Origin of the sequence: Alishewanella maricola (assembly GCF_016343785.1) — a bacterium.
Classification (GTDB): domain Bacteria; phylum Pseudomonadota; class Gammaproteobacteria; order Enterobacterales; family Alteromonadaceae; genus Alishewanella; species Alishewanella maricola.
Map to the genome: position 1 here is coordinate 320,967 of NZ_JAEINI020000002.1, position 24,110 is coordinate 345,076.

General features: G+C 48.5%; 34 protein-coding genes and 1 other RNA gene. All 35 read left to right on the forward strand.

Annotated elements, in window-relative coordinates; all coding sequences use genetic code 11:
• The first annotated feature begins 81 nt into the window (after window positions 1-81).
• The 35 genes from JAO78_RS04870 (at window position 82) to JAO78_RS05040 (ending at window position 24,048) form a co-directional block, all read left to right on the forward strand.
• Window positions 82-384, forward strand: coding sequence for a helix-turn-helix domain-containing protein (locus tag JAO78_RS04870; protein ID WP_226750231.1), 303 nt, complete (start codon window positions 82-84; stop codon window positions 382-384).
• On the forward strand, window positions 381-2,567 hold the full coding sequence (locus tag JAO78_RS04875) for a Mu transposase C-terminal domain-containing protein (RefSeq protein ID WP_226750232.1): 2,187 nt from the start codon (window positions 381-383) through the stop codon (window positions 2,565-2,567). The genes JAO78_RS04870 and JAO78_RS04875 overlap by 4 nt, the downstream gene beginning before the upstream one ends.
• Window positions 2,568-2,578: 11 nt before the next feature.
• The gene (locus tag JAO78_RS04880; protein ID WP_226750233.1) at window positions 2,579-3,286 is read left to right on the forward strand and encodes an AAA family ATPase; all 708 of its coding nucleotides are present in this window, start codon (window positions 2,579-2,581) and stop codon (window positions 3,284-3,286) included.
• A gap of 14 nt (window positions 3,287-3,300) precedes the next feature.
• The gene (locus JAO78_RS04885) at window positions 3,301-3,885 is read left to right on the forward strand and encodes a hypothetical protein (RefSeq protein ID WP_226750234.1); all 585 of its coding nucleotides are present in this window, start codon (window positions 3,301-3,303) and stop codon (window positions 3,883-3,885) included.
• Window positions 3,872-4,186 carry a hypothetical protein gene (locus JAO78_RS04890; protein WP_226750235.1) on the forward strand — a complete coding sequence of 105 codons (315 nt, stop codon included), beginning with the start codon at window positions 3,872-3,874 and terminating at the stop codon, window positions 4,184-4,186. Before JAO78_RS04885 ends, JAO78_RS04890 begins: the two co-directional genes overlap by 14 nt.
• Window positions 4,183-4,410: a Kil protein family gene (locus tag JAO78_RS04895; RefSeq protein WP_226750236.1), complete on the forward strand. Its 228-nt coding sequence runs from the start codon at window positions 4,183-4,185 to the stop codon at window positions 4,408-4,410. The genes JAO78_RS04890 and JAO78_RS04895 overlap by 4 nt, the downstream gene beginning before the upstream one ends.
• A gap of 14 nt (window positions 4,411-4,424) precedes the next feature.
• Entirely contained in the window at window positions 4,425-5,051 is a 627-nt protein-coding gene (locus tag JAO78_RS04900; RefSeq protein ID WP_226750237.1) for a DUF3164 family protein, read from the forward strand.
• Entirely contained in the window at window positions 5,048-5,515 is a 468-nt protein-coding gene (locus JAO78_RS04905) for a hypothetical protein (RefSeq protein ID WP_226750238.1), read from the forward strand. The genes JAO78_RS04900 and JAO78_RS04905 overlap by 4 nt, the downstream gene beginning before the upstream one ends.
• 3 nt (window positions 5,516-5,518) lie before the next feature.
• Window positions 5,519-5,794, forward strand: coding sequence for an HU family DNA-binding protein (locus tag JAO78_RS04910; protein WP_226750239.1), 276 nt, complete (start codon window positions 5,519-5,521; stop codon window positions 5,792-5,794).
• Window positions 5,792-5,856: hammerhead ribozyme type II (locus JAO78_RS04915), an RNA gene on the forward strand. The genes JAO78_RS04910 and JAO78_RS04915 overlap by 3 nt, the downstream gene beginning before the upstream one ends.
• A 5-nt stretch (window positions 5,857-5,861) precedes the next feature.
• Complete coding sequence (locus tag JAO78_RS04920) at window positions 5,862-6,422, forward strand: gp16 family protein (RefSeq protein WP_226750240.1); 561 nt, start codon at window positions 5,862-5,864, stop codon at window positions 6,420-6,422.
• Window positions 6,419-6,916 carry an HI_1489 N-terminal domain-containing protein gene (locus JAO78_RS04925; RefSeq protein WP_226750241.1) on the forward strand — a complete coding sequence of 166 codons (498 nt, stop codon included), beginning with the start codon at window positions 6,419-6,421 and terminating at the stop codon, window positions 6,914-6,916. The genes JAO78_RS04920 and JAO78_RS04925 overlap by 4 nt, the downstream gene beginning before the upstream one ends.
• A complete protein-coding gene (locus JAO78_RS04930; protein ID WP_226750242.1) occupies window positions 6,909-7,328 on the forward strand; it encodes a Mor transcription activator family protein in 420 nt (139 codons plus the stop codon). Before JAO78_RS04925 ends, JAO78_RS04930 begins: the two co-directional genes overlap by 8 nt.
• Window positions 7,329-7,337: 9 nt before the next feature.
• Window positions 7,338-8,264, forward strand: a complete 927-nt coding sequence (locus tag JAO78_RS04935) for an AAA family ATPase (RefSeq protein WP_226750243.1) — start codon at window positions 7,338-7,340, stop codon at window positions 8,262-8,264.
• 103 nt (window positions 8,265-8,367) lie between these two features.
• Window positions 8,368-9,579, forward strand: a complete 1,212-nt coding sequence (locus JAO78_RS04940; protein ID WP_226750244.1) for a PIN domain-containing protein — start codon at window positions 8,368-8,370, stop codon at window positions 9,577-9,579.
• Window positions 9,580-9,771: 192 nt separating this feature from the next.
• Complete coding sequence (locus JAO78_RS04945; RefSeq protein WP_226750245.1) at window positions 9,772-10,353, forward strand: hypothetical protein; 582 nt, start codon at window positions 9,772-9,774, stop codon at window positions 10,351-10,353.
• 75 nt (window positions 10,354-10,428) lie between these two features.
• A complete protein-coding gene (locus JAO78_RS04950; protein ID WP_226750246.1) occupies window positions 10,429-10,980 on the forward strand; it encodes a glycoside hydrolase family 108 protein in 552 nt (183 codons plus the stop codon).
• Window positions 10,980-11,237, forward strand: a complete 258-nt coding sequence (locus tag JAO78_RS04955) for a hypothetical protein (RefSeq protein WP_226750247.1) — start codon at window positions 10,980-10,982, stop codon at window positions 11,235-11,237. Before JAO78_RS04950 ends, JAO78_RS04955 begins: the two co-directional genes overlap by 1 nt.
• A 2-nt stretch (window positions 11,238-11,239) precedes the next feature.
• Window positions 11,240-11,461: a hypothetical protein gene (locus JAO78_RS04960; RefSeq protein WP_226750248.1), complete on the forward strand. Its 222-nt coding sequence runs from the start codon at window positions 11,240-11,242 to the stop codon at window positions 11,459-11,461.
• Window positions 11,462-11,472: 11 nt separating this feature from the next.
• Entirely contained in the window at window positions 11,473-11,673 is a 201-nt protein-coding gene (locus JAO78_RS04965) for a TraR/DksA C4-type zinc finger protein (RefSeq protein ID WP_226750381.1), read from the forward strand.
• Window positions 11,673-11,972 carry a DUF2730 family protein gene (locus JAO78_RS04970; protein ID WP_226750249.1) on the forward strand — a complete coding sequence of 100 codons (300 nt, stop codon included), beginning with the start codon at window positions 11,673-11,675 and terminating at the stop codon, window positions 11,970-11,972. Before JAO78_RS04965 ends, JAO78_RS04970 begins: the two co-directional genes overlap by 1 nt.
• Before the next feature lie 3 nt (window positions 11,973-11,975).
• Window positions 11,976-12,272, forward strand: coding sequence for a VpaChn25_0724 family phage protein (locus JAO78_RS04975; RefSeq protein ID WP_369413460.1), 297 nt, complete (start codon window positions 11,976-11,978; stop codon window positions 12,270-12,272).
• Window positions 12,269-12,847: a DUF3486 family protein gene (locus tag JAO78_RS04980; RefSeq protein ID WP_226750250.1), complete on the forward strand. Its 579-nt coding sequence runs from the start codon at window positions 12,269-12,271 to the stop codon at window positions 12,845-12,847. Before JAO78_RS04975 ends, JAO78_RS04980 begins: the two co-directional genes overlap by 4 nt.
• Window positions 12,847-14,487, forward strand: coding sequence for a terminase large subunit domain-containing protein (locus tag JAO78_RS04985; protein WP_226750251.1), 1,641 nt, complete (start codon window positions 12,847-12,849; stop codon window positions 14,485-14,487). Before JAO78_RS04980 ends, JAO78_RS04985 begins: the two co-directional genes overlap by 1 nt.
• The gene (locus tag JAO78_RS04990; RefSeq protein ID WP_226750252.1) at window positions 14,487-16,055 is read left to right on the forward strand and encodes a DUF935 domain-containing protein; all 1,569 of its coding nucleotides are present in this window, start codon (window positions 14,487-14,489) and stop codon (window positions 16,053-16,055) included. The genes JAO78_RS04985 and JAO78_RS04990 overlap by 1 nt, the downstream gene beginning before the upstream one ends.
• On the forward strand, window positions 16,042-17,355 hold the full coding sequence (locus tag JAO78_RS04995; RefSeq protein WP_226750253.1) for a phage head morphogenesis protein: 1,314 nt from the start codon (window positions 16,042-16,044) through the stop codon (window positions 17,353-17,355). Before JAO78_RS04990 ends, JAO78_RS04995 begins: the two co-directional genes overlap by 14 nt.
• Before the next feature lie 115 nt (window positions 17,356-17,470).
• A complete protein-coding gene (locus tag JAO78_RS05000) occupies window positions 17,471-17,929 on the forward strand; it encodes a phage virion morphogenesis protein (RefSeq protein ID WP_226750254.1) in 459 nt (152 codons plus the stop codon).
• A gap of 410 nt (window positions 17,930-18,339) precedes the next feature.
• On the forward strand, window positions 18,340-19,215 hold the full coding sequence (locus tag JAO78_RS05005; protein WP_226750255.1) for a DUF4747 family protein: 876 nt from the start codon (window positions 18,340-18,342) through the stop codon (window positions 19,213-19,215).
• A 10-nt stretch (window positions 19,216-19,225) separates the two neighbouring features.
• On the forward strand, window positions 19,226-19,786 hold the full coding sequence (locus tag JAO78_RS05010; protein ID WP_226750256.1) for a hypothetical protein: 561 nt from the start codon (window positions 19,226-19,228) through the stop codon (window positions 19,784-19,786).
• 94 nt (window positions 19,787-19,880) lie between these two features.
• Window positions 19,881-20,984 (forward strand): phage protease, encoded by a 1,104-nt coding sequence (locus tag JAO78_RS05015; protein ID WP_226750257.1) that lies wholly within the window; start codon window positions 19,881-19,883, stop codon window positions 20,982-20,984.
• 4 nt (window positions 20,985-20,988) lie between these two features.
• Window positions 20,989-21,915: a Mu-like prophage major head subunit gpT family protein gene (locus JAO78_RS05020; RefSeq protein WP_226750258.1), complete on the forward strand. Its 927-nt coding sequence runs from the start codon at window positions 20,989-20,991 to the stop codon at window positions 21,913-21,915.
• Between the two features lie 58 nt (window positions 21,916-21,973).
• Window positions 21,974-22,429: an HI1506-related protein gene (locus JAO78_RS05025; protein ID WP_226750259.1), complete on the forward strand. Its 456-nt coding sequence runs from the start codon at window positions 21,974-21,976 to the stop codon at window positions 22,427-22,429.
• Entirely contained in the window at window positions 22,429-22,857 is a 429-nt protein-coding gene (locus JAO78_RS05030; RefSeq protein ID WP_226750260.1) for a gp436 family protein, read from the forward strand. Before JAO78_RS05025 ends, JAO78_RS05030 begins: the two co-directional genes overlap by 1 nt.
• Window positions 22,857-23,288, forward strand: a complete 432-nt coding sequence (locus JAO78_RS05035) for a phage tail terminator protein (RefSeq protein WP_226750261.1) — start codon at window positions 22,857-22,859, stop codon at window positions 23,286-23,288. Before JAO78_RS05030 ends, JAO78_RS05035 begins: the two co-directional genes overlap by 1 nt.
• Window positions 23,289-23,301: 13 nt before the next feature.
• Window positions 23,302-24,048 carry a phage tail tube protein gene (locus JAO78_RS05040; protein ID WP_226750262.1) on the forward strand — a complete coding sequence of 249 codons (747 nt, stop codon included), beginning with the start codon at window positions 23,302-23,304 and terminating at the stop codon, window positions 24,046-24,048.
• The last annotated feature ends 62 nt before the right edge of the window (window positions 24,049-24,110 follow it).

Genomic DNA, 24,110 nt, shown 5'->3' on the forward strand with positions numbered 1-24,110 from the left:
AATAAATGTCTTAACCCCCTTGCAAAGGACAATTTCTTGTCTTTAAAATGTATATATGAATACATTTTAAAGGATAAAAAAATGGCCGCTCTGGACTGGCACAACGCGAAAATAATTGCCGAACTTAGAATGCAAGCACAGAAGTCACTTCGACAACTATCCGAAGAAAACAACCTATCGCCAAACACACTCGCTCAAGCTTTACAACGCCCTTACCCCAAAGCAGAACGCATAATTGCGGCGGCTATTGGCTTACCACCAAAGACGATCTGGCCTTCTCGTTATAACGACGATGGCAGCACTTCTCGGCGAAAAGGCAAGCGACGTGTAGCCAAAGTTAATCCTGATTATATATCAATAGAATACAAAGGCGGCAAAAAATGAGCATGGGCCTAACTGCACAACAAATTGCAGCGGCCATGGCCGTTACAGACAGAACGGTAAGACTGCGTTCAAACCGCGAGAACTGGGCTTTCGAACTTCATCCTGGCCGTGGCGGGCAAATAAAACATTTCATCGTCTCAGAACTACCTGATGACGTAAAAACTGCCATTGCTGCCAACATAAAAAAACAAGCGCCTATTGAAGTAAAAGCCAAAGCCTATGCCAGCAAAACCTTAGCTAAAGCCAAATTAGAGCAAGCGATCAGTCAAAGTCGTAAAGCCGAAGCGGTTGCTGCACTTGCCGGTATGCACGGTAATGCAAAAGAACGTGCCGAAACCACCCTTACAATTTTAAAGGCCGCTGAACTATTTGCTAAACAAACGGCACAGCTTAAAACAGCAGCATGGCACAGCTTTTGTGATCAATACAACCAACGCGCTTTAGACCTACCTGAGCCAGTTTATCAATTAAAACCCAGCCTTGGTTTTAGCACCTTGCAACGTTGGGCCAGCGAGTACCAAAAAAATGGTATCACTGCTCTAGCCGGTAAATACGGCAAAAACAAAGGCAATGGGTTAATCGACTCAAGCCCAGCAGTTCACTCGTTCTGCCTAGCAATGATCCGCGAATACCCGCATATCAAAGGCGATACATTGTACGAAGCTATCAACACCGAATTTGCGGGTGAATACACTATTCCAGCACCGGCTACATGCCGCGCCTGGCTTCGCCGCTGGAAAGAAGAGAACCAAGAGCTGTTTATGTCTCTTTGCGATCCAAGCGGATGGCAGAACAAACGTATGGTCGCTTTTGGGAACAAAGCCTTTTCAGTAATACGTATAAACCAACTTTGGGAATTCGACAGCACCCCCGCTGACGTAATGCTAAAAGATGGACGGTATAGCATCGTAGGTGTAATAGATGTATTTACCCGTCGCGTAAAATGCGTGCTGCGCCCAACCTCCAATGCGGCAGCAATATCGCTTTTAATCCGCGAAACCATCTTAGATTGGGGCTTGCCAGAAGTCGCCCGCACCGATAACGGTTCAGACTATACCAGCGCTCATATAAGCAGCGTATGGGATGCATTAGGGATAGAACACGACGTTACAAATCCTTATTCTGGTTGGGAAAAACCCTTCATAGAGCGCTTCTTCCGTACTTTTAGCCATGGTATTGCCGAGTTATGCCAGGGCTATATAGGCCACAGCGTAGCCGACAGACAAAAAATCAATGCCCGCTTAACCTTCGAACAACGGCTATTAGAACGTCGCAAGAAAGGCGAAGACAAAATCGCACTGAATGTGGATCTTACAGCCGAGCAATTCGAAGCATTTATTAATCAATGGGTAAACGACCACTATCATCATGCAAAGCACGGCACACTGGGCTGCAGCCCGTTTGAACAGTTTGTAAATCACCAGCAGCAGATTCGCCGTCTGGACGATCAGCATGTACTCGACATCTTATTAGCGCCAGTGCCAGGTAATAAAGGCTTCCGCACTGTTACCAAAAGTGATGGTATCAGCGTTGAAGGTGGCAACTATGTTCATGCCGAACTGGGTGCATATATTGGTGAACGTGTTTACTGCCGTTGGAACCCGAAAGATATTGGTAAAATTTATGTATTCCATGCAATAAAACACCACTTTATTTGTGAAGCAGTAAACCCTGAAATATCAGGAAATGGCCTTGAACTGCAAGAGATAGCCCTGCAAGCCCGTAACATACAGCGCCAGCAGCAGCGCGAACGCCGTGCCGAATTTAAAAAAGCCGCCAAACAACATCAGGTTGGGGATATTGCCCACCGAATCCTTAACGCTAAAACCGAGCAAAACGGCAACCTTGCTGCTATGCCAAAACGTTCAGAACAAGCAGTAACCAACCTAACCCAAGCGGCACAAGCCGCCATCGCAGCCAGCAATAAAACCGAGCAAGCTTACACCGAGCAGCAGCTATCAGAATTTGAAAAGCGCCGCAAAGAGCTGGAAGCCTTAGAACAAAAAGCACCTACCCCTGTTTTCAGCAGCGACGCCCACAAAGCTCGCTACTTAACTGAACTCAGTTTTAACACTGAATTACCCGCCGTCGAGAAAGCCTGGTTACACGATTACCGTCGCCGTAACAAGGTTGCCGCGCGCATGCTCGACGACATTTTAAACAGCAAAAAAGCCACTAAGTAACGGAGATACCTATGAAAAGTGTTGTAGCAAAAACTAAAAACGTATTGGCAGCATTCGACGCCTACCAAATCCTAAACGATGCCGCGCAATCAGGCACACCGGCAATTGGCATGTTCACCGGCGTAGCTGGGCTGGGTAAAACCACCGCAGGCAGTTGGTTATTCGTGCAGGCCGACGGCATCTTAGTACGCTGCATGATGTCAGACACCCTTGGCACCTTCCTAGAACGTTTAGCCCAAGAACTGGGCCTAGATCAACGCCAGCGTAAAGCCGATATGCTGCGCTATATCGTCCATGAGCTAAGCATCACCGGTAAACCACTCTTTATAGACGAGTGCGACTATATCGCAGAGCGTAAAGACGTATTAGAAACCATCCGCGATATCTACGATTTAGCCAACGTACCTATCATCCTGATTGGCTACAACCAACTGCCTAAGAAAGTTAAACGTCTGGAACAGTTGTATAGCCGCATTTCCCAACACGTTGAATTTCGCCCTGCCGACATGGACGACATCATCACCATGGCAGGCGAAATGGTCACCGATACCAAAATAGAGCAAGACCTACTAGCCGAACTGCTACAAGCCTCTGCTGGTAATTTCCGGCGCATCCACACCGGCTTAAGCGCTATCGAAGCCTTTGCCCGTTCTAACGAACTGCAACGCATCAATGCCTCGCATTGGGGCGATCAGCCGTTCTTTCCCAGCGTTAAATAGGGTTGGGCACCAAAATGACCAAACAAACACTCAGCCAGCGCGCCTGGGAGTGGATTAAAACTAAGCCAGACTTCGGCAGTGCCGAACTGGCTCAGCACATGGACGTAAGCCTTAAGTCTGCACAAATGGTTATTGGCCATCTACAAGAGTTAAAAGCCATTGAAACCATTAGCGCAGGCGTAAAGCCCGTTGTATATCGCGCCAAAGAAGGTGTTAAACCGCACCTTCCAGGCAAAAACCAAACAGCGCTAAGGCCAAAAAGTCAGCGGCAACGCATTTGGCAAGCCATGCGGTTTTTAGGTGAGTTCACTATAACCGACCTAGAAGCCACCGCAGAATCCAGTCGCAGCAGCATAGAGCGTTTTATTAGCGACTTAGTGCGCTTCGAATATGTAGTAATAAAGCGTGGCTTACAACGTAAAGCGCCAATGTCAGAGCGTACTGGCAACCAAGTTCGTTATCGGCTGCTCCAAAACACTGGCCACAAATACCCCATAGCGCGTGGTCAAGAACTCTACGACCAAAATCTGAAATCGACAGTTTTAAAACCTGTTCGCATCAGCAAAAAACAGAAGGAACTGAACCATGCAATGGCTTGATCTGCTGCGCCAAAAAGTTACCGAGCAAGGCCGTCGTAAAGTAGAGGCAGAGCTGGGTATCAGCAAAACCACGCTAAGCCAAGTGCTTAACAACAAGTATGGCGCCAGCCTGAGCGGCATTGCCGCCAAGGTCACCGAAACCTACAGCACAGAGCGTGTTGAGTGCCCAGTACTGGGCAGCATCACACTACAGCGCTGTGCCACCGAACAAATAAAACCCTTTGCCGCAACTAATCCACAGCGCATCAAGCTTTGGAAAGCCTGCCAGCACTGCCCACTTAACAAGGCGAACAAACCATGACTCCAGCCAACAAACTCGACAAACGCAATATACCGCAAATTTTACGCGGTATGGGTTGCCAAGTACTGCGCATTACAACGCGCAAATCACGGGCAGTTATCGAAATAGCCCAGCCTGTTCCGCAGTTACAAGAACAGGCCGCCACACTCACCGAAAACATAAAAGGCCAGCAGCGCCAAACGTGGTTTGTCCACGTCAATAGCTGCCTGGTCTACTGGCATTAAATAAGGAACGCACCATGAACGAACAAAACGTAATACCTGCCGGTTACTGGCAAGACGCCAAAGGCGCTCTGATACCAGAAGACAAAATTAAGCCAATTGATCGCGCCCGCGATGAACTGGTCAAAGAGCTGGTAAAAAAATCTTATGAACTCAGCGAGCTGCTGGGCGTGTTCAAACGCCAAGCCTTTGCCGATATTGCCGCCTTTGTGCAGCTATCAGCCGAAGAATACGACGCGGCTGTAGGCGGGAAAAAAGGTAACGTAACCCTGTATAGCTTCGACGGCAAATATAAAATTGTCCGCGCCATCAGCGAAAACATCCGCTTCGACGAGCGCCTACAAGCCGCTAAAGCTTTGATTGATGAATGTTTAAAAGACTGGACAGCCAGCGCTAGCTCAGAGCTTAAAGCGATCGTTAACGGCGCATTCGACGCCGACAAACACGGCAATATCAGCACTGGCAAAATCCTCAGTCTTCGCCGCCTCGATATCAAAGATGCCCGCTGGCTTAAAGCCATGACCGCCATTGGCGAGGCTATCCAGGTTGTAGGCAGCAAAGCCTATATCCGCGTGTATGAGCGCATCGGCGATACCGACCAATACAAACAAATCCCACTGGACTTAGCGGCGGTGGCGTTATGAGCATCGCCCGCACACTAGAGCAAATCCAGTTGGAAATTGCTGTAGCAACCAGCCTGGAAGAAAAGTACGGCACCAACAGCCCAAATAAAACTTACGAGCAAGGCGTGGTAGACGCCCTGCTGTGGGTGTTAGGTCGGGCAGAACCCCACAGCGTGGAGGCACAGATGGAATTGACTAAAGAAGATGAAGCCCTGCTCAGCAACTGGGTAGCAGGCAATGTACGAGCTGAAAAAATCCCCGAAACCCCGCTAGTCGATGCTGAATACGAAAACGATCGGCTGCTACTGCTAGCACACGAATCGCCCACATTGGCAGAAATGGTACGCGACACTCTAAACGAAATGGACTCATATCAAGAGCCGCACCACGCCATTTGGCTGGGTAGCTTCGAAGTTAGTCGCCCCCGCACACAAGTGCAGCTAGTGATCACCCAAAACCCTGAACTATGGATTGATGAGGAGTAAGCCATGAACAAATCACAACTTATAAATCAACTAGCCACAGATGCTGGCCTTACCAAAGCCGGTGCAGACCGCGCTGTTAATGCCCTGCTAAACATTATCACCCAGCAATTATGCAGCAGTAACAGCATAACGATTCAGGGCTTCGGCACCTTTAGCCCGCGCCAAGCTGCCGCACGCATTGGCAAGCACCCATTAAGCGGCAAGCCAACGCACCAACCGGCCTGTGTTAAAGCGGTATTTAAACCCTCGCAGCAACTTAAAGACACCTTAAATCCGTAGCGAAACGCCCAGTATTGGGCGTCTGCCGGTGGTGGTTCACCGGTACTGATGAGCAGCCGAGGAACAAATGACAACAACCAACCCTAACCCGCGCCGCAGCCTAATCACCATGATCCATATCGCCCGCACTCAGCTGGGTATGGACGATGAAAGCTACCGCGCCAACTTAGCCCACTATGGCAATGGCAAAACCAGCAGTACGGATATGACCATACCCGAACTGGAAACCGTGCTGGAAGCCTTTAAAAAACTAGGTTTTAAACCGGTTAAAAAGCCCGGTAAAGGCCGTTTTAGCCCTAGTTCAAAGCAGGGCCCGCAAGACCAGCGCAGCGCTATTCGGGCAATTTGGATCTTTATGTTCAATGCTGGCTTTGTTAAAGACGGCAGCGAAACCGCCCTTAATAGCTGGGTGCAACGCATGACAGCACAGGAGAACGGCGGCGCTGGCATTGCCGAGGTACAATGGCTACTTGGCGAAGATGCCAGCAAAACTCTAAACAGTTTAAAGCGCTGGGCCCGTCGTTGCCTGTTTCAAGATCTGAAAAAGCGCGGCTATGAGCCTCACCCGCAAGATAGCTACGCCTATTTGCTAAAGCGCTGGGAGCGCATTAACGGAGCCATGCTATGAAATTAAGCCGCTGCCCTGTTTGCCATTCCAATATCCACCTGGACCAGCTGGTAGCCGATGAAGCGGGCCGCCAGTTATTAGGCCAGTTTGCCCGCATGAACTACAAACTGGGCGGCAATATGGTCGCGTATCTGGCCATGTTTCGCCCTGCTAAGCAGGACTTAAGCAACACCAAGGCGCTAACACTGGTGCAGGAAACGCTGGCCTTAACCAGTAACCTGCCCGCGCTGGCCGATGCGCTGGAGCAAGCGGTAGCCAGCCTGCAACAAAGTCGAATCAATGGCACCGGCAAACAGCTCACCAACCATAACTACCTGAAAAAAGTGCTAACGGCGCGGCTAGGGAAAATAGTCGAGCAACAGCAACGCGACGGCCACAGCACGGTTGAAATTAAAAACCAGGTAATTACCAACGACGAACACGAGCGCCAGAAGTGGCAACAGCAAATGGAGCGCTACGGGTTAAAAGTAAATAAGGTGCCTAACCATGACTGAGCAGCAATTAGATGCCTTTGCCGATGACGATTTACAGCAGCTGCTAACCGATTTAGACAAGCTGCCACCAGAACAGCGCAGTGATGCCATAAACCGTATCCCAGCCCAGTTGCAATCGCTCATGGCACTGTTTGAATCTGAGTTAAAAGGCCAAGTAAAACAGCCCGAAAATGTTGCCCAGCGCTTGGTAATCGAGCTGGCCCATTACCTCGGTGGCATTCAAACCTACATTCCGCGCAACGACAGGCTTAAAACCCTGCTGCGCAATATCGCCATTTACAACGCACACAACAAAGGTGCCAGCATCCGCAGCCTAGCCGAAAACCACCGCCTAACCGATATGCAAATTTACAGCATCATCAAAGAACAAACTCAAGTAGAACGCGCCCGCCGCCAGTTCAAACTCTTTTAAGGATTAAAAATGTTCGACTTTTTACTAACCCAAACCCTGCGTTCTACAGACTTTGAACAAGAAACCGAATTCCTTATTTCCGGCTTCTTAGCCAAAAGTATGATTACACTCATTTATGCCGATGGCGGCATGGGAAAAAGCTGGCTAGCCTTTGCCGTAGCAAGCGCCTGCAGCAGCTTTCAGAAAGTGATTTACCTTGATTACGACAACCCATTAACCGTGCTTAAAGAACGTGGCGTGCATGAAAAGCTGATCGGCAAGCGCAATATCCACTACGTACAGCGTAGCAAAAGCATCATGTCGGCCCCTGAAATGCTAGACGCCTTAGACGCCAAAGCCAGTGGTAATGCCTATGCTAATACGCTAATCCTCGTTGATAGCCTGCGCAACTTTGGCGACGTACAACACGATGCCAAAATTATGAGCGTAATGGACAAGTTTATGAACCTGCGCGAAGCCGGTGCCACTATCCTGATCCTGTCGCATGCCAACAAAGACGGTAAGAATTACCAAGGCAGCAACAACATCCGCAACAGCATCGACAATATGTACCGGCTTAAAAAAGTCGACGCTGCACCTGGCGAAATCGCATTTGTACTCACCCCCACCAAAGAACGCTGCGCTATTATCGAATGCGCCTTTAGCGTGCGCACTGCCGATTTAAAACTGCAAGGTATCGATGTAGAAACCGCCCGCCTAAACGCCGACGAACTGGACTTTATCAGTCAGTCTAAAGCCGCGATAACCGAGCAACCTGGCATCAACAAAAAAGCATTACTGGAGCAGCTAGGTTACGAGCAAGACGACAAAACCGCCCGCAATAAGCTAGACGCAGGCGAAGGCAAGCACTGGCAAAGCAGCAAAGTTAAGGGCGTTTATACCTACCAGTTAATAACAAATCCAATTGCTACCAGTGCGACAAGCCCCGCGAATTAAGCGGTTGTAACGCTTGTAACTGTTGTGAGCCCCGCAAGTCGGGGCTTTTATTTTGTAGCTTTTCGATCTACATTTGAGGACGATTTTATTTCAAGGAATGATGATGTCTTCACTTAAAACTCTTTTCCCAGGCTATTTTCAAAAGTCAGCCCAGCAAATTCAAGCGACATGGGATACCGGCTTTATAGTTTTCGATACAAACATAATCTTAAACCTGTACAAATATTCCGAATCAACTAGATCCGAGCTACTTGAAATAATGGACAAATTTCAAGAGAGACTGTGGTTACCTAATCAAGTAGCTTTTGAATACTTAAACAATAGATTTACTGTTATCAGCGACCAAGCGAAACAATACTCTGAAACTAGTAAAATGATAAAAAGTCTTGAAGATAATTTATCGAATAAGCGTAGCCATCCGTTTATTACCGGAAATGGACTCAGAGCATTAAATCGAGTTTTAGAAAGGGTCAGAGCTGAGCTTAACGAAAGCGAAAAAGAGCTCATTAATTTATCAAGAGTAGATAAAATCTTAGAAAAAATTACAGAGCTAACAGATGGTAGAATTGGAAAGGATTTGATAAAAAGTGAGTATGATCAAACTTTTATTGAAGGTGCAACTCGCTATAAGGATAAAATACCCCCTGGATACGAGGACGATGCGAAGGGAGGTAAACAACCGAATTTCTCGGGTAACAGAGAAAAGTTCGGTGATTTAATTATTTGGAAACAATTGATTACCGAAGCAAAAAGCAGAATGAGTGATGTCATATTGGTTACTGATGATGTTAAAGAGGATTGGTGGTTAATCTCAAATGGGAAAACCATTGGAGTAAGGCCAGAGTTGACAGCTGAATTTGAATCGCAGACAAACAAACAATTCCTAATGTATAACGGATTTAATTTTATTAAATACGCACAAGAACATCTCAATGTAAAAATCAGTAAGTCCAGCCTGTCAGAAATACAAGAGCAAAGTCAAAATAAATTAAAAAATTCTTCAACTATTTATTCTAACTATTTAAAAAATATGGAAAATATTAAAGAAAAAACAACTTTTAACATTCCGTCCTTACAAGAGCTAGATCAAATAAGTAAGATGACTCAGATGTTCTCCAAAGAAGAGTATTCTAGGCTAGAAGAGATAACGAAATGGATTGACGTAACACAAATGCAAGCAACATCAGCACTAGCAAAAGCAATTCAAAATCATCGGCTAGTCGATGCAACAAAAGCACTTTCTTTAGAGGATGGATATGATTTTACAAAAGATGAAAAGCTTAATAAAAATGATATTTCAGAAAAAAGCGACTAGCTTTTATTAAGTAAAGTGTTCAGCTCAGTTACAGCTTCGTCTAATAACAGATCTAATTTCTACAAGTGCTACAAGCCCCGCGCATTAAGCGGTTGTAACGCTTGTAGCTGTTGTAAGCCCCGCAAGACGGGGCTTTTTATTTCTAAAAAATAACGGTAATCTTTTAACATCTAAAACTAATAAGGATTAATTATGAAATGGATTATGCTTGTTTTACTGGTTATTGCTGCAGCTTTTTACTTAACACCCGTAACTGTAAACGGCTCTATATATGTGGTTACTAATGCGCGAGAAACCGTGAATATGCCACTTACTGAGGTAAGAGCTTTTGACAGGGAGCAATTTCTTAAGGAATGGAATAATCAATCAACGCAGCGTTTAAATATGAATTGCGGTATTGGCCCAACTGAAGTTGAAATGAGCAAACTGGATTTACAACGCTTAAGAGAGGGGCCAAATAAAGTACCTAACTGGCGAGAAATGAATGAAATATACAAAGCCTGTAGCTTTGGAGCGTTAATTTGGGAAAACCCGCGATTCCAACCTATAGCCAATATGATTACGGATAAAAACGGAGACTTTAGTTTCAAAGTTAATCGTTTTAAAGATGTAATTATATTTTCTAAAGGCTCCAGAAAAGTAATAGGCGACGAAGAAAACTATGTTTGGCTACATAAAATGCCCGCAAAAACACTGGTGTTAAGTCAAAAAATAGAATTGCATAATATGCACCAAGTACATGGATTACGCACAGTCGACTATTCAATTAATTAGCAAAACCCTTTAATCCAGCTCTCACCCCAGGCAAAGCGATACTGACAGTACCTAAAGTACTGCCCGTATCGCACTATGCCAGCACCTACACTTAACACCTACAGTCCCGACTTTCAGCATGCCATTGCCTTTGTGCTAGCAAAGGAAGGCGGCTACGTTAAGCACCCCAGCGATCCGGGCGGTGAAACCAATTTTGGTATATCAAAAAGGGCTTACCCGCATGAGGATATTGCTAACCTTACTAAGCAGCGTGCTGCTTTTCTGTATCACCGCGATTACTGGCGTGCTGTTCGTAGTCACGAACTCCCAACCGGCATCGCACTGGCTGTCTTCGACGGCGCTGTGCAGCATGGCACCGTTACTGCCACCAGGCTACTGCAAGAAGTACTTGGCGCCAAAGTCGACGGCATCATTGGCCCTAAAACCGTACTGGCCGCCAGACAAGCCGACACCGAATGGCTTATTGCCCGTTACGTTTTACGCCGGGCAAGGCTATACGCACGCATTCAAGCTAGAGATCCAGCGCAAGCCGTGTTTATTGAAGGCTGGTTTAATCGTCTGCGCGACCTCACCGACGCCTGCTGGCAAGTGGGCTATGCCCAATGCACCGGGACGAGGGCCGCCTGATGGGTCGCAACTGGGACTGGAGTTTTAACCACGGCAAACAGCGCCGTTTAGAAGCTGAAATACTGGCACAAAAAGCCGGTACAACAGTAAGCCAACCACCGCTGCATAGTCACGACGGCACCATGCAAAGCCAGTTTGAAAAAGGCTGGCACAGCGTAACCCCAGTGGAAATACAGCACGCAATCATGCCACCTACACCCAGTATTGGCGAAGCACTACGCCAAAATAAGCGCCTTCGCGATTTATTAAGGATCTAACCATGCTCAGCAAACTACTCAGCATTACTGCCAGCGCAGCCAAAGCGATTTTAATGCACATGGCCGTTAAGTACGCCGCCGAACTGCTGGTTAAAAACGTGATCAACGCTGCAGAACGCGCAGCCAAACAAACCGATACCGACATTGACGATCAAATTGTTGCCGCCTTAAAAGCCGAGCAGGAAGTGATCATCAAGCTGGTAAATACCTCTGCGAAGGATTAGCCGTGCCCGATATGTTTGATAGAGCTGCCGAGCTAGAGCAGCGCCAACGCGATCAGGCGTTAAAGCATGCGCTTAATCGCCCAACCGAAACCCCGCGCCAGGATGAAACAGGCCGCTATTGCATTAGCTGTAGCATCCAAATACCCAGCCAGCGACTGGCTATTATTCCTACTGCCGTGCGTTGTGTTATCTGCCAGCAGGAGCATGAGTAATGGACTTTATTCGCGAATGGTGGGCCGTGATCTGGGCCGCAGTACTAACCGGCTTTAATGTTATCCAGCTGCTGCTGGCCAAAACCTATGCCCGGCGCGAAGAACTGGAAACCGTCACCATGGCCGTCGAGCAATTAAAAAATAAGGTTGCCGAATTACCCGACAGCCGCGAGAACCACCAGCTGCAGCTGGAAATATCAGAACTTAGAGGCGAGCTACACGCTCTACGCGAACAGCTAAAGCCAGTACATAACCTGGCAAACCTGCTGTTAGAAGAACGTTTAAACGTCAGGAGATAACCTATGGCCATGCACAAAATTATGCAGGAAGACCGCCGTCTGGTGATCCTGCGCTCCCTAAACGAAATGGGCGGCTATGAAGCCAACGAATCTATTATTAACCAATGTTTAGAAACCTACGGCCACAACGTCAGCCGCGACACTGTGCGCAGTGAATTAGCTTGGTTAGACGAACAGCAGCTTATCTCGGTGCGTGATGTCTCGGGCTACATGGTCGCCAAACTCACCGCCCGTGGTGCCGATGTAGCCTCCGGCAAAGCCACAGTGCCAGGCGTTAAAAAGCCAAGGCCGTCGCTATGAGTATTATTCAAAGCAAAGCGAAAAACCGCAAAAGCAAAGTCGAGCTGCTGCCTAAAGATATTCTCGACACCCTGCACCAATTGCTGCGTGACGGCAAAATGCAGCAAATCGAAATTGTCGATGTAGTGAATAAGCTCATTGCAGATAAAGGCTTACCCGAAGACCAACAGCTCAGCAAAAGCGGCTTTAACCGTTACGCCCAGCGCATGGAAAGTATCGGCCAGCGCATTCGCCAAGCACGAGAAATTGCCGAAGTATGGACGCATAAACTAGGCGATGCCCCGGTATCAGACATGGGTAAGCTGCTGCAAGAGGGTATCCGCGCCCTAGCATTTGAAACCCAAATGGATATGGCCGAAGGCAAAATCTCAGCCGATCCAAAATCGTTAAACCAAATGGCCCTGCTCAGCCAACGTATCGAAGCTGCCGCCATGGTTAGCCACAAACGCGAAACCGAAATCCGTAAAGCTTTTGCCGTTGAAGTTTCTGAAGCCGCCGAGAAAGTGGCCACCCAAGCGGGCCTAACGGCAGAAGGCGTCGCCGCGCTTAAACGGGAAATACTAGGGATAGCCTAATGAAGCTAAAGCAAACCCTTGCTGCCGCTGCTACTGCGGCTGCTCTTGCACTTAGCCCTGCTTCGCAGGCGCTAGCCGAGAGCGTTGATCATCATGTTAGCCAGCTTAGCCACTTTAACCCCGCAGAGGTCTTGCTGGGGTATCAAAAACGCTGGATAGCCGACGACAGCCCGCTAAAAATTGCCGAGAAAAGCCGCCGAACAGGGCTAACCTGGGCCGAAGCGGCCGACGCGGTACTCTGTGCCAGCCTACGCCGAGACAACGGCGGCTGTAACCACTTTTACGTAGGCAGCAACAAAGAAATGGCCCGCGAATTTATTGAAGCTGCAGCCATGTGGGCACGGGTATTCAATAAAGCCGGTTCAGAAATTCAGGAAGAAGTGTTCGACGATGGTGGTAAGGAAGGCAAAGAGATCTTAACCTTTGTTATTCATTTTGCCAGCGGCTTTAAAATTCAGGCGTTAAGCTCTAACCCCAGCAACCTGCGTGGTATGCAGGGTAACGTGACTATCGATGAAGCGGCTTTTCACGAGCGCTTAGCTGAAGTACTAAAAGCGGCTTTGGCATTAACTATGTGGGGCAGCAAGGTACGGCTAATCAGTACCCACAACGGTATCGACAACCTCTTCAACCAACTGATCCAAGACAGCCGCGCGGGTAAAAAGCGCTATAGTATTCACACCATCACGCTGGATGATGCCTGCCGCGAAGGGCTATACCAGCGCATTTGCCAAATTCGTAAGCTGGAATGGAGCCAAGCCAAAGAGGAAGACTGGAAGAACGGCCTGCTTAAGGACACCGCCACCGAAGAAGACGCCTTAGAAGAATACTTCTGTGTGCCCAAGGCTGGTAGCGGCGTTTACCTTAAGCGGGTGCTCATTGAACGAGCCATGGTAGCCGATAAAAGCATTCCCATCATTCGCTTTACCAGCCCTAAAGACTTTGAATTGCTACCCGAATACGCCCGTAAAAACCAAGTTGAAGAGTGGTGTAATGACGTTTTAAAGCCCATTTTAAACGCCCTTAATCCACAACACCGCCATGTATTTGGCGAAGACTTTGCCCGCAAAGGCGACTTATCGGTATTTGTACCGCTAGAAATTAAAGCCGATTTAAGCAAGCGCACCCCCTTTGTGGTCGAGCTGGTTAATGCCACCTACGATGCCCAGCGTCAAATCCTGTTCTTCCTGCTATCGGGCTTGCCACGCTTTACTGCCGCCGCCTTTGACGCAACCGGCAACGGTGGCTACTTAGCAGAGGCTGCACAGCTGCGCTACGGCAGCCAAATGGTTGATACCGTTATGCTTACGGCAGCCTGGTATCGGGAATGGATGCCCAAACTCAAAGCCGAGTTTGACGACGGCAATATCGAGATCCCCCGGCACATGGACATCCTGGACGACCTTACCAAAATCCAAATTCGTAACGGTATTCCACAAATTGAAAAAGGCAGCGGCAAAGGCACCGATGGCCAGCAACGGCACGGCGACTTTGCAGTAGCACTCGCCATGGCTATTCGTGCCAGCTGGATGGAAGGCAGCGAAATTGCCTTTATCCCGGTGCCTAATCATAGCCCCTTTGATGAACGGTTATCGAATGACGATACCGACTCCCCCACATTTGATAGAGGTTGTTACTAATGCAACAAGACCGCAATGGCACCCGCTTTCGTATCCGCGAAAAGCAACTTAGCACCAAGCAAACCCAAGACGAAAACGCCTACGCCGCACAGTTGCGCCGTGAGTTTGCCGACCATCCCAGCGCGGGCTTAACCCCCGGTAAGCTGGCAGCAATAATGCGTACCGCCGAGCAAGGCAACTTAATAGACCAATGCTGGTTAGCCGAAGACATAGAAGAAAAAGACGGCCACATAGCCGCTGAACTGTTTAAACGCAAAATGGCCACGAGCACTGTGCCCTTTACTATAGAGCCACCCAATAACCCCAGCGAAGCCGAGAAAGCTGACGCCGCCAGTATTAACGACATGCTGCGCGATATCGAAGATTGGGAAGACCTATTATTTAATATGGCCGACGGCATCAACAAAGGCTTTAGTAACATTGAATTTGAGTGGCAGCGCCAATTGGGTTGGCGAGTGCCGGTGGGCTTTGAGCATCGCCCTGCGTCTTGGTTTCAGTTAGATCAGTTTGACCAAAACGTTATACGGCTGCGTTCTAATACCGGCTTGGGTGAGCCCCTGCGCCAATTTAATTGGATAGAACACCGGCACCCTGCCAAAAGCGGCTACTTAGCCCGCATAGGCTTGGTGCGCCAATTGGCGTGGCCTTTCTTATTTAAAAATTACTCTGTTAGAGATCTGGCCGAATTCTTAGAAATTTACGGCATCCCAATTCGGGTGGGTAAGTACCCAAGCGGCGCTACCGAACCCGAGAAAACCAGCCTACTAAACGCCGTACTGAGTGTTGGCCATAACGGCGCGGGTATTATCCCCAAAGGCATGGAGCTGGACTTTTACGAAGCGGCTAAAGGCGGCGGCGAGCCCTTTATGACAATGGTAAGCTGGTGTGAACGCATCCAGAGCAAGGTAATTTTAGGGCAAACGCTTAGCGCCGAAGTGGGCCAAGGCGGTAGCCAGGCACTGGGCAATATCCACGATGGCATAAGGCTAGATATTCGGGACCACGACTTGCGCCAAATTGCGGGCACCTTAAATCGCGATTTAATTCTGCCCATGTTTATGCTCAACGGCAAAAGCTTTAACGGCGACTTACGCCGTAAACCGCGCTTGGTATTCGACACCACTGAACCCGAAGATTTACGTGACCTAGCCTATCCGCTACGCGCCTTTGTCGGCATGGGCATGAAAATCCCCACCAACTGGCTGCACCAACAAACCAAAATTCCCCAGGCAAAAGACGGCGAAAGCGTACTGGAGATTATCGACACTGCACCTATGCCATCAGCCCAACTAAAAGGCATGGCGGTATTAAGGGGTAATGCCACCGCTCAGTTCGCCGACCAATTAGCATTAGAGCAAGCCTTAGACAAGCTCAGCACTGGCGAATTTGATGAGCAAATGCTAGGCGTACTTAAACCGGTATTTGCTGCCGCCGACAAAGGCCCAGAGGCGCTAAAAGCCGAGCTAGATAAGCTGTGGCCAAAAATGGACGACAGCGTATTAACGCAGCGCCTGGCGCAAGTGCTGTTTGTCGGCGAATTGTGGGGCCAGCTCAATGCCAACAACTGATTTAAGCGTTGCCTTTGATATGCCACCAGCTGATGCGGTGGCCTACTTTCGTGCTAAAGGCTTTGAAATATCTGATAACTGGTGGGAGGTATGGCAACGCTCGCACGCTAAGGCGTTTACCGTAGCCAAAGCCATGCGCATGGACGTGCTAGAAACCATCCGCGCCCAAGTCGATTCTGCCCTGGTAAACGGCACTACGGCCAAACAGTTTGTTGATGAACTGGCACTAAAACTAAAAGACAAAGGCTGGTGGGGTAAACAAACGTGGGTAGACAGCGCCGGTACTGCCCGAAATGTGCAACTGGGTAGCGTACACAGACTGCGTAATATCTACCGCAATAACCTGCAAACGGCCTATATGTCAGGCCGCTACCAACGCCAGCTGGCCAACGCTACAGACCGCCCGTATTGGATGTATATCGCGGTAATGGACGGCCAAACCCGCCCCGATCACGCCAACTTAAGCGGCAAAGTATTCCGCTATAACGATCCAATTTGGCAATACATTTACCCGCCCAATGGCTGGGGCTGCCGCTGTCGTATTCGGGCATTAACCGCTAAACAGTTAGAGCGTATGGGCGTAACGCTAGAAAACGGCAACGATTATATCCAGCAAATTACCGCAGAGGCTGGCATCGACACCCGCACGGGTGAAGTCATTCAGGTCGACCACGTCAGGCTTAATTTGCCTGGCGGCAAAACAATGACGCCAGATGTAGGCTGGGCCTATAACCCCGGTGAAGCGGCCTTCGGTACGGATCAGGCGGTGGCGAAAAAACTGGCTAGCGCGCAAAGCATTGAGCTTCGCACCCAGTTGGTACAGGCATTAAACAATAGCGAGCTGCGCCAATCGCAGTTTGCCAGCTGGGCCAGTAAAGCGCTCGATACCCGACGCGCAGGCAATAGCGTACAAGCACTGGGCTTTATGACACCAACGATTCAGCAAGCCGTTACCACCCGGCTAGGCCGCCCCCCAACCGCCCTGCTGGCCATTGGCGAAAAGCAGTTGCTGCATGCTGATAGCGCCAAACACATCGCGCAGGGCAAAGCATTAAGCAAGCCCGAGTATATGCAGCTGCCGCGCATGCTGGCGAACCCGCAGGCCGTGCTATGGGACAGCGTTAATAACAACCTGCTGTATATCTACCCCAGCACAGAAAATGAGCTTATCAAGGTCGTTATTAACACCGGTTGGAATATGAAAAAGCAGCAGCCCTTAGACACGGTAATTAACACTTACAAGGTGGCGGTGGGCAACTTAACGCAGCAGCAATATGAACTGTTAGAAGGTGAGCTGTAGAGGGTAAGCAGTAAGAGTTGAGCAGGTAATGGTGGGCCTCGAACCTCACACTCCCGGCATACGCGCGGCGATTTACCATTTAATCGTACATTACCTGCAAACATGAGTATAAAACATGACCAATGAAATTACCATCGAACACAACAGCAAGGCGGTTATTGACGTGCTACAGCAGTTGCTTGATAACCTAGGCGACCTAACCGAACCCATGCAGCGCATCGCCGCCGTGCTAGAAGACACCACCGAACAAGCTTTTGCCGACGAAGCCAGCACATCCACTGGCGAAGCATGGCCAGTACTGTCTGACGCTTACCTTGAGGCCAACCCCAAACGCAAGGGCGGCAAAATGCTACAGGCCACCGCCGGTGGGTTAGCGCCCAGCATAGTCAGCGAGTACGGCGATAACTGGGCACAGATAGGCAGTAACAAGATTTACGCCGCTATTCACCAATTCGGTGGCGAGGATGATATGGCACCCGGACCAGCAGCCATTCCAGCTCGTGAATACCTTGGCATTAGCAAAGAAGCCGAAGCCGATATCCTGGATATTTTAGAAGAATACCTTGCGGTCTAACGGCAAATTATTTCATATAAGGTTAGTTTATGCGCAAACTACATTACTTCTTAATCGTGCATGCGGCGCTAATAGTTGCCTCGTATTATTCTCAGTGGTACTTCGCACTTACCATTAACAGTATTATCTTTGTGTTGCTGTATACAGGTAGCCTGCTTACAAACGATTTTTTAGAGCGGTTACACAATGCCATAATTGCGGTAAAGAAAAATAGAAAACGCGCTGTAATCGCTTGTAAGCCACGCCAAGGGGTTTTATGCTACCAGCATTCACAGGGAAACCCTTTAAACGATTCTGACGCGATTTAAAGGGGGTTTAAAGTGGTTAACAAGTCTCTTGTTGCGATTTTATATGTTCTTGTGCATAAATAAACATTCACTCTATTAAATCGCAACCATGGAGATCATCGTGTGAGAAAAAGGAAATTAGATTTTGGCATTATCAACATTACAATGCACCCTCACACCCCAGAGAGCTACGTTGAGCTACTTACTTCTGCTGGGAAGTCTAAATACATAGCCAAGCTTGGCAGAAGGCAATTGGCGGTTATAACAGCCGTAGGTAAATATGATAATACGCAAAAAGCAAAAACCGCTATTATAAGAGGCGAAATCGATAAGTTTACTGATATCGACACAGACGGTGATTGGTTCAACATAAACGATATGAAATTGGCCGAGGACACCGATCTAGAACGAATCAACCTGTTAGAGCATTTAAAACCCAATACTGAAAGATTTTACTTTCTGTTTGACCCCAATAAGCATTTGTTGTTTTATGAGGCATACAGTAAAGGCCATCGCTTAACGCCATCCATAGCAAAGAAAACTTTAGAACTTATCTTAAATCATAAGTCCCTAACACAAAAATTCGGAAAAATTGAGGTGACCCATCTTCCGAAAACCGATGCGTTGGACAGTGCTTTACTTACAAAAACAATTAGGCAAATGACCTTCAAAATTAGTAGGCCCAATGCAGACCACTTTGAGGATGCTGAAGTCGCTTTTCTAAATAAAATGAATAAAAGGAACGTAGCCCAAATTGATGAAACTCTTACAGCTGCTAAGGGCTGCTCTATAGTTGTTGATGAGCAACTTAAAACGCAGGCAAAAATTGCTGCTAAAAATGGTGTTATGAAATTGGAAGGGCGTGATAATGCTCAAAAGCCCGTACATTTCTCAACTCTTGAGCACCCTAGAATTGAAACCGAATATTATGATTCAAAAATCGAAACGCCTTTGTCCTTTTTGTACCAAATGACATTGAAATTTTTAGGTAAACCTTGATAGGTATCTCATGAGTAACACTCCCATAAAACCACCAGGTATCTATAAACGATACTGGCATGCTTATGGAGGTACTAAAGCGCTAATTAAAAGCCCTTATCTGTGGTTAGCGTTTTTCGTATCTTTACTGCTATTTAGGATATGGACCGTACCTGGTTGGTGGGATCATGTGTTTTCAATCGTACCAAGTCTATTGGGTTTTTCTCTTGGTGGTTTTGCTTTGTGGATAGCCATCGGCGATGATTCTTTCAGAAAGTTTATCGCTGAAAAAGAGACAGCCGAAACAGTATCTATTTACTCTGCCGTCAATGCGAATTTTGTGCATTTTATTTTACTTCAAGTAATATCAATTTTTGCTGCATTAATTGCTAAAGCGGCAAACTTCACATTACCAGCAGGGCATTTCTTGCTCCAAAAAATGGGTGAGTGCTTTTACCTATTGACTGGCGCTTTTTCATTTCTAGGCTTTTTAGTTTTTGTCTACGCGCTACTATCTACACTAGCAGCTGTCATGGGGCTACTAAGGGTTACCTACATGTATGAGCTGTATATAAACTCAAAAAAAAATTAGAGGAAAGTTCAGACGGTTAGCAAAACGCTTTAATCTACAACCCCCACCCTAATACCCCACAATCAGCCCAGGATAAATTACACCCTGGGCTGACATGTTTACACCAACCACCATCGCACTTGCTGTACTCACCGCAACTGCCAACGCATCGCTTGGCCTAGCCGTACTTTCTGGCGAACTCCAAACCGAAGACGGTTGGGTGCAACTGCTGCCAGATGGCGAATTTGCCTCTATTGATGGCCGCCCCCACGATGTGCCAGGTGGCAAATGGAAAATGAGCGCCCAAATAGCCGAGCGCCTGATTCAGCAAGCCAAGCTGCGCGCTAACGAACTGGTGATAGATTACGAACACCAAACCCTGCAAGCCGCCGAGAACGGCAAAGCCGCCCCAGCAGCAGGCTGGTTTAAAGATATGGAGTTCCGCCCAGGGCAAGGCTTGTTTATTAAGCCTGTTTGGCTAAGCGCAGCCAAAGAACATATCAGCAATAAAGAGTACCGCTATCTGTCTGCGGTATTTCCATACGATCCAAAAACTGGCGAGCCATTAGAAATCCGTATGGCGGCATTAACCAATTATCCCGGCTTAGACGGCATGAAAGCTTTAGCCGCGCTAACTGCTACCACCTCACCCACCCCCAACCGAGAGAACGCTATGAACGAGCTACTTAAAAAGCTGCTCGCAAAGCTGGGTATTACTGTGCCAGATGGCATGGACCCAACCGAGCAGAATGTAAACGATGCCCTTGCCGCACTAACGGCAATGTCTGGCAATGACAAAGAACTTGCCACCCTAAAAGCCGAAGTGGCCGCACTCAAAGCCGACACAGGCAATATCGACTATGAAAAGTTTGTGCCCGTCGCGGCTTACACCGCATTGCATCAACAATTGGCCCAGTTAAAAGCCAGTAACGATGTCATGACGGTTGACCAGGTAATTAAACAGGCCGAGGAAGACGGCAAGCTTATTACCCAGGCCGAGCGCGACTACCTGCAGGCATTGGGCAAACAAAATATTGCTGCCTTAAAAGCCACCCTGGATGCCCGCCCGGTACTGGCGGCATTAAAGGGCAAGCAAACCACCACCGCGCCGGTTGATGTCGAGCGCAAAAACGTTGCTGTGCTAACTGCTGATCAAAAGCTTATTGCTGATCAGCTGGGTATGAGCTACAGCGATATGGCAAAAGAATTAGGAGCATAACCCGATGGCCATGATTAACAGCGCAACGCTAAACGCCCTGCGGGTGTCGTTCAGCAAAAAGTTTGAAGAAGGTAAGGCCAAAGCCAAACCGCAATACTCACAAATTGCCACAGTAGTAACCAGCTCAGGCAAGAGCAACACCTATGGTTGGCTGGGCCAGTTCCCTAAATTCCGCGAATGGATTGGTGATCGTGTCCTGAAATCCATGAAAGAGCATGCTTACACCGTTACCAATAAAAGCTTTGAAAGCACGGTAGTGGTAGATCGTGATGATATTGCGGACGACGTTATTGGTGTATATGCCCCCTTGATGGAAGAAATGGGCTATGGCGCTGAAGTATTCCCAGATGAGCTGTGTTTCCCGCTATTAAAAGCCGGTTTTACTACGCCATGTTATGACGGCCAAAATTTCTTTGATACCGACCACCCTGTTAATGCCGAAGTAGACGGTAGCGGTGCAGATACCTCTGTATCTAACGCTATTGTTGATGTTGCTTATACCGGTGAGCCTTGGTTTTTATTAGATGTAAGCCGCGCACTTAAGCCAATTATCTATCAGGATCGCACGAAAGCACAGTTTCAGGTTATGGATAACCCTGATGATGAATCAGTGTTTATGCGCAAGCAATTCCGCTACGGCACTGACGTGCGCGCGAATGCAGGCTATGGCTTCTGGCAAATGGCGGTGGGTGTAAAGAAAACCCTTGCTTACCAAAGCTTGTGGGATGCCATTACCTTGATGAAAGGCTTTAAAGCCGATGGCGGTCGCCCTCTTGGTTTGGGTAAAAACAAGTTGCTGTTAGTCGTGCCATCCAGCATGGAGCAATTGGCGTTGCAACTGAAAGAACGTGAGCAGATTAGCGACGGCACCACCACCGTTAGCAACGAGCTGCGCAATAAGTTCGACGTGCTGGTTGCCGACTTCCTGTAACACCTAAAACCACTAACGCTACCCCGGAGCAGTTAGCCGGGGTGAGCAGGAGAACCCCATGTCAAAAGTATTAGTTATTTACGCACTGGCCGTTATTGAAGGTGGCAGCTTTCGCCGCGCCAATACCGCCTTTACCGCTACGGGCACCGCTTTCCCAGCGGGGCATTTCAGTGAACAACAACTTACTGCCATCTATGCAGAAAAGCGCCTGTCTGTGCGTGAAGTTGACGCAGATAAAGTGCCAACGAGCGTTGATACCCGTTTGCTGGAAGGTACAGCAACAGATCCGGCAAATGAAAAAAGCCCGACGCAACAAAACCAAGATGATTCGCCAGCAGCAGAAACGCTGGAGCAGGCATTCAGCTTGTTAGACCCCAGTAATAAAGACCACTTTACCAATGCCGGTGTACCGCAGTTGGATGTGCTATCCCGTTTGCTTAAACGCCCAGTAAAAGCCGACGAGCGAAATGCCGCCTGGGCAACTTTTCAGACAGCACAAGGCGGTAATCAGTAATGGCCTACTGCACCGTTAGCGATATGGTTACCCGCTTTGGGCAGCAAGACATGATCTTGTTGTCATGGCGTGAAGGCGCGGCAAAGGATGAGCTTAACGTCCCTGTCATCGAGCAGGCTATTGCTGACGCAACGGCAGAAATTAACGGTTACATCGGTGGCCGTTACGAACTGCCGCTGGCATCCGTGCCAGATGTGCTAATTAACCATGCCTGTGCCATCGCTCGCTATTTTATGAGCGGTGATCGGGCACCCGAACAGGTTAAAGAACGCTATGAGTCGGTTATTACTTACTTGGTGAAGGTAGGTGAAGGGAAACTCAGTCTGGGGCTGGCGGCAAACGAGCCGGCAGAACCAAGTGGCACCATCGCGGTAATGCAGGCTGATGGGCGTATCTTTAACCGCAACAACAGCAAGGGGTTTATCTGATGCACGACATCGGCGACAACTACCTGGCTGCAGAACAGCACCTTATAGAGGTAGCAAAAACCGTTACCGGCTTTCGCCAGGTGTGCAGCACTAATGACCTTGCCGAAGTAGAAGAACGCAGCCAAGTGAGCCCCGCTTGTCACGTTATCTACTTTGGCGACGCCGTACCCGAGATAGCACAAGGCGGTACTTACAGCCATGTTACCCAAACTTGGCTGCTAATTATTGTGGTACGCCAGGGCCGTGGCCAAACCCCTAACCAAGAAGCTGGCCAGTTAATCAAGCAGTTGCTAGTGGCACTGCACAGCAACAGTCTGGTTGATGGCAAACATGTATTAACCCGCGTGAATTCCCCGGCAAAGCCCCGCTATACCAAGGGCCACGCTTACTACCCACTGGCGTTTAACGTCAAATTTCGTTTAAAAGCTTAAGAGGAGATCGCCCATGAGCGGTTTAATGTTATCAGGCAATATCTTTATTGATCGCTTATCCGATACCGGCGAAAGCACCGGTTTAATTGGGCCGATCAACGTGACCCAGTTGGCCATTAACACGCCAAGCAACGAAGGCTTGCGCACTAGTCGCAAAAAAGCCAGCTATGGCCAGGCGCTAGACGTAGTAAAAACAGCCTTACCTACTGAAATAACCATCACCTTCGATGACCAGCCTGCGGAATTACTTGCAATGGCGCTGTTAGGTGATACGGCAGAAATTAACCAAGGCAGCGGTACTGCAACCGATGAAACCGTAACCTTGCCAGCTAACCAGCGCTGGGTGCAATTGGCGCACAGCAATTTAGCTGAGGCCGGTATTACTGGTGCCATTGTATCGCCAGCAGGCCCACTGGATGTGGCAGCTGACATCGAAATTAACTACGCCGCTGGATTAGTGCGTGCCAAAAAAGGTGGGGCCATTGAAACGGGCGGTGCCATAACCCTAAGCTACCAGTACAACGCCATTAGTGGCATGGCAGTTAAAGGTGGCTTGCGACCTCAGATCCGTGCACGCATCTTAGGTGATATGAAAAACTTGGCTACTGGCAAAAATGCCAAGCTCGACGTACCCGAGGCCATCTTAGCACCAACTAACCCGGTGGACTTTATGGCAGCCGAATTTGTCAGCACTAGCTTGGGCGGCAAAATCAAGTTGCTTGAAGGCAAAGACAGCCCCTTCGAATACCACGAACTGTAAGCCTAAACCTGCACCACCAGTGAGGCCACCCGGCCTCACTTTTTCCAAGCCCGGAGCCAATT

Bases quoted from the DNA above. Each gene is read 5' to 3' on its own strand.
- JAO78_RS05025 (WP_226750259.1), top strand. From the start codon at position 21,974: ATGTCAAAAGTATTAGTTATTTACGCACTGGCCGTTATTGAAGGTGGC.
- JAO78_RS04970 (WP_226750249.1), top strand. From the start codon at position 11,673: ATGGACTTTATTCGCGAATGGTGGGCCGTGATCTGGGCCGCAGTACTA.
- JAO78_RS05010 (WP_226750256.1), top strand. From the start codon at position 19,226: ATGAGTAACACTCCCATAAAACCACCAGGTATCTATAAACGATACTGG.
- JAO78_RS04980 (WP_226750250.1), top strand. From the start codon at position 12,269: ATGAGTATTATTCAAAGCAAAGCGAAAAACCGCAAAAGCAAAGTCGAG.
- JAO78_RS04870 (WP_226750231.1), top strand. From the start codon at position 82: ATGGCCGCTCTGGACTGGCACAACGCGAAAATAATTGCCGAACTTAGA.
- JAO78_RS04960 (WP_226750248.1), top strand. From the start codon at position 11,240: ATGCTCAGCAAACTACTCAGCATTACTGCCAGCGCAGCCAAAGCGATT.
- JAO78_RS04890 (WP_226750235.1), top strand. From the start codon at position 3,872: ATGCAATGGCTTGATCTGCTGCGCCAAAAAGTTACCGAGCAAGGCCGT.
- JAO78_RS05040 (WP_226750262.1), top strand. From the start codon at position 23,302: ATGAGCGGTTTAATGTTATCAGGCAATATCTTTATTGATCGCTTATCC.
- JAO78_RS05015 (WP_226750257.1), top strand. From the start codon at position 19,881: ATGTTTACACCAACCACCATCGCACTTGCTGTACTCACCGCAACTGCC.
- JAO78_RS04910 (WP_226750239.1), top strand. From the start codon at position 5,519: ATGAACAAATCACAACTTATAAATCAACTAGCCACAGATGCTGGCCTT.
- JAO78_RS04875 (WP_226750232.1), top strand. From the start codon at position 381: ATGAGCATGGGCCTAACTGCACAACAAATTGCAGCGGCCATGGCCGTT.
- JAO78_RS04950 (WP_226750246.1), top strand. From the start codon at position 10,429: ATGCCAGCACCTACACTTAACACCTACAGTCCCGACTTTCAGCATGCC.
- JAO78_RS04990 (WP_226750252.1), top strand. From the start codon at position 14,487: ATGCAACAAGACCGCAATGGCACCCGCTTTCGTATCCGCGAAAAGCAA.
- JAO78_RS04905 (WP_226750238.1), top strand. From the start codon at position 5,048: ATGAGCATCGCCCGCACACTAGAGCAAATCCAGTTGGAAATTGCTGTA.
- JAO78_RS04995 (WP_226750253.1), top strand. From the start codon at position 16,042: ATGCCAACAACTGATTTAAGCGTTGCCTTTGATATGCCACCAGCTGAT.
- JAO78_RS04955 (WP_226750247.1), top strand. From the start codon at position 10,980: ATGGGTCGCAACTGGGACTGGAGTTTTAACCACGGCAAACAGCGCCGT.
- JAO78_RS04930 (WP_226750242.1), top strand. From the start codon at position 6,909: ATGACTGAGCAGCAATTAGATGCCTTTGCCGATGACGATTTACAGCAG.
- JAO78_RS05000 (WP_226750254.1), top strand. From the start codon at position 17,471: ATGACCAATGAAATTACCATCGAACACAACAGCAAGGCGGTTATTGAC.
- JAO78_RS04920 (WP_226750240.1), top strand. From the start codon at position 5,862: ATGACAACAACCAACCCTAACCCGCGCCGCAGCCTAATCACCATGATC.
- JAO78_RS04940 (WP_226750244.1), top strand. From the start codon at position 8,368: ATGTCTTCACTTAAAACTCTTTTCCCAGGCTATTTTCAAAAGTCAGCC.
- JAO78_RS05035 (WP_226750261.1), top strand. From the start codon at position 22,857: ATGCACGACATCGGCGACAACTACCTGGCTGCAGAACAGCACCTTATA.
- JAO78_RS04880 (WP_226750233.1), top strand. From the start codon at position 2,579: ATGAAAAGTGTTGTAGCAAAAACTAAAAACGTATTGGCAGCATTCGAC.
- JAO78_RS04925 (WP_226750241.1), top strand. From the start codon at position 6,419: ATGAAATTAAGCCGCTGCCCTGTTTGCCATTCCAATATCCACCTGGAC.
- JAO78_RS04895 (WP_226750236.1), top strand. From the start codon at position 4,183: ATGACTCCAGCCAACAAACTCGACAAACGCAATATACCGCAAATTTTA.
- JAO78_RS05020 (WP_226750258.1), top strand. From the start codon at position 20,989: ATGGCCATGATTAACAGCGCAACGCTAAACGCCCTGCGGGTGTCGTTC.
- JAO78_RS04985 (WP_226750251.1), top strand. From the start codon at position 12,847: ATGAAGCTAAAGCAAACCCTTGCTGCCGCTGCTACTGCGGCTGCTCTT.
- JAO78_RS04975 (WP_369413460.1), top strand. From the start codon at position 11,976: ATGGCCATGCACAAAATTATGCAGGAAGACCGCCGTCTGGTGATCCTG.
- JAO78_RS05030 (WP_226750260.1), top strand. From the start codon at position 22,429: ATGGCCTACTGCACCGTTAGCGATATGGTTACCCGCTTTGGGCAGCAA.
- JAO78_RS04900 (WP_226750237.1), top strand. From the start codon at position 4,425: ATGAACGAACAAAACGTAATACCTGCCGGTTACTGGCAAGACGCCAAA.
- JAO78_RS04945 (WP_226750245.1), top strand. From the start codon at position 9,772: ATGAAATGGATTATGCTTGTTTTACTGGTTATTGCTGCAGCTTTTTAC.
- JAO78_RS04965 (WP_226750381.1), top strand. From the start codon at position 11,473: ATGTTTGATAGAGCTGCCGAGCTAGAGCAGCGCCAACGCGATCAGGCG.
- JAO78_RS04885 (WP_226750234.1), top strand. From the start codon at position 3,301: ATGACCAAACAAACACTCAGCCAGCGCGCCTGGGAGTGGATTAAAACT.
- JAO78_RS04935 (WP_226750243.1), top strand. From the start codon at position 7,338: ATGTTCGACTTTTTACTAACCCAAACCCTGCGTTCTACAGACTTTGAA.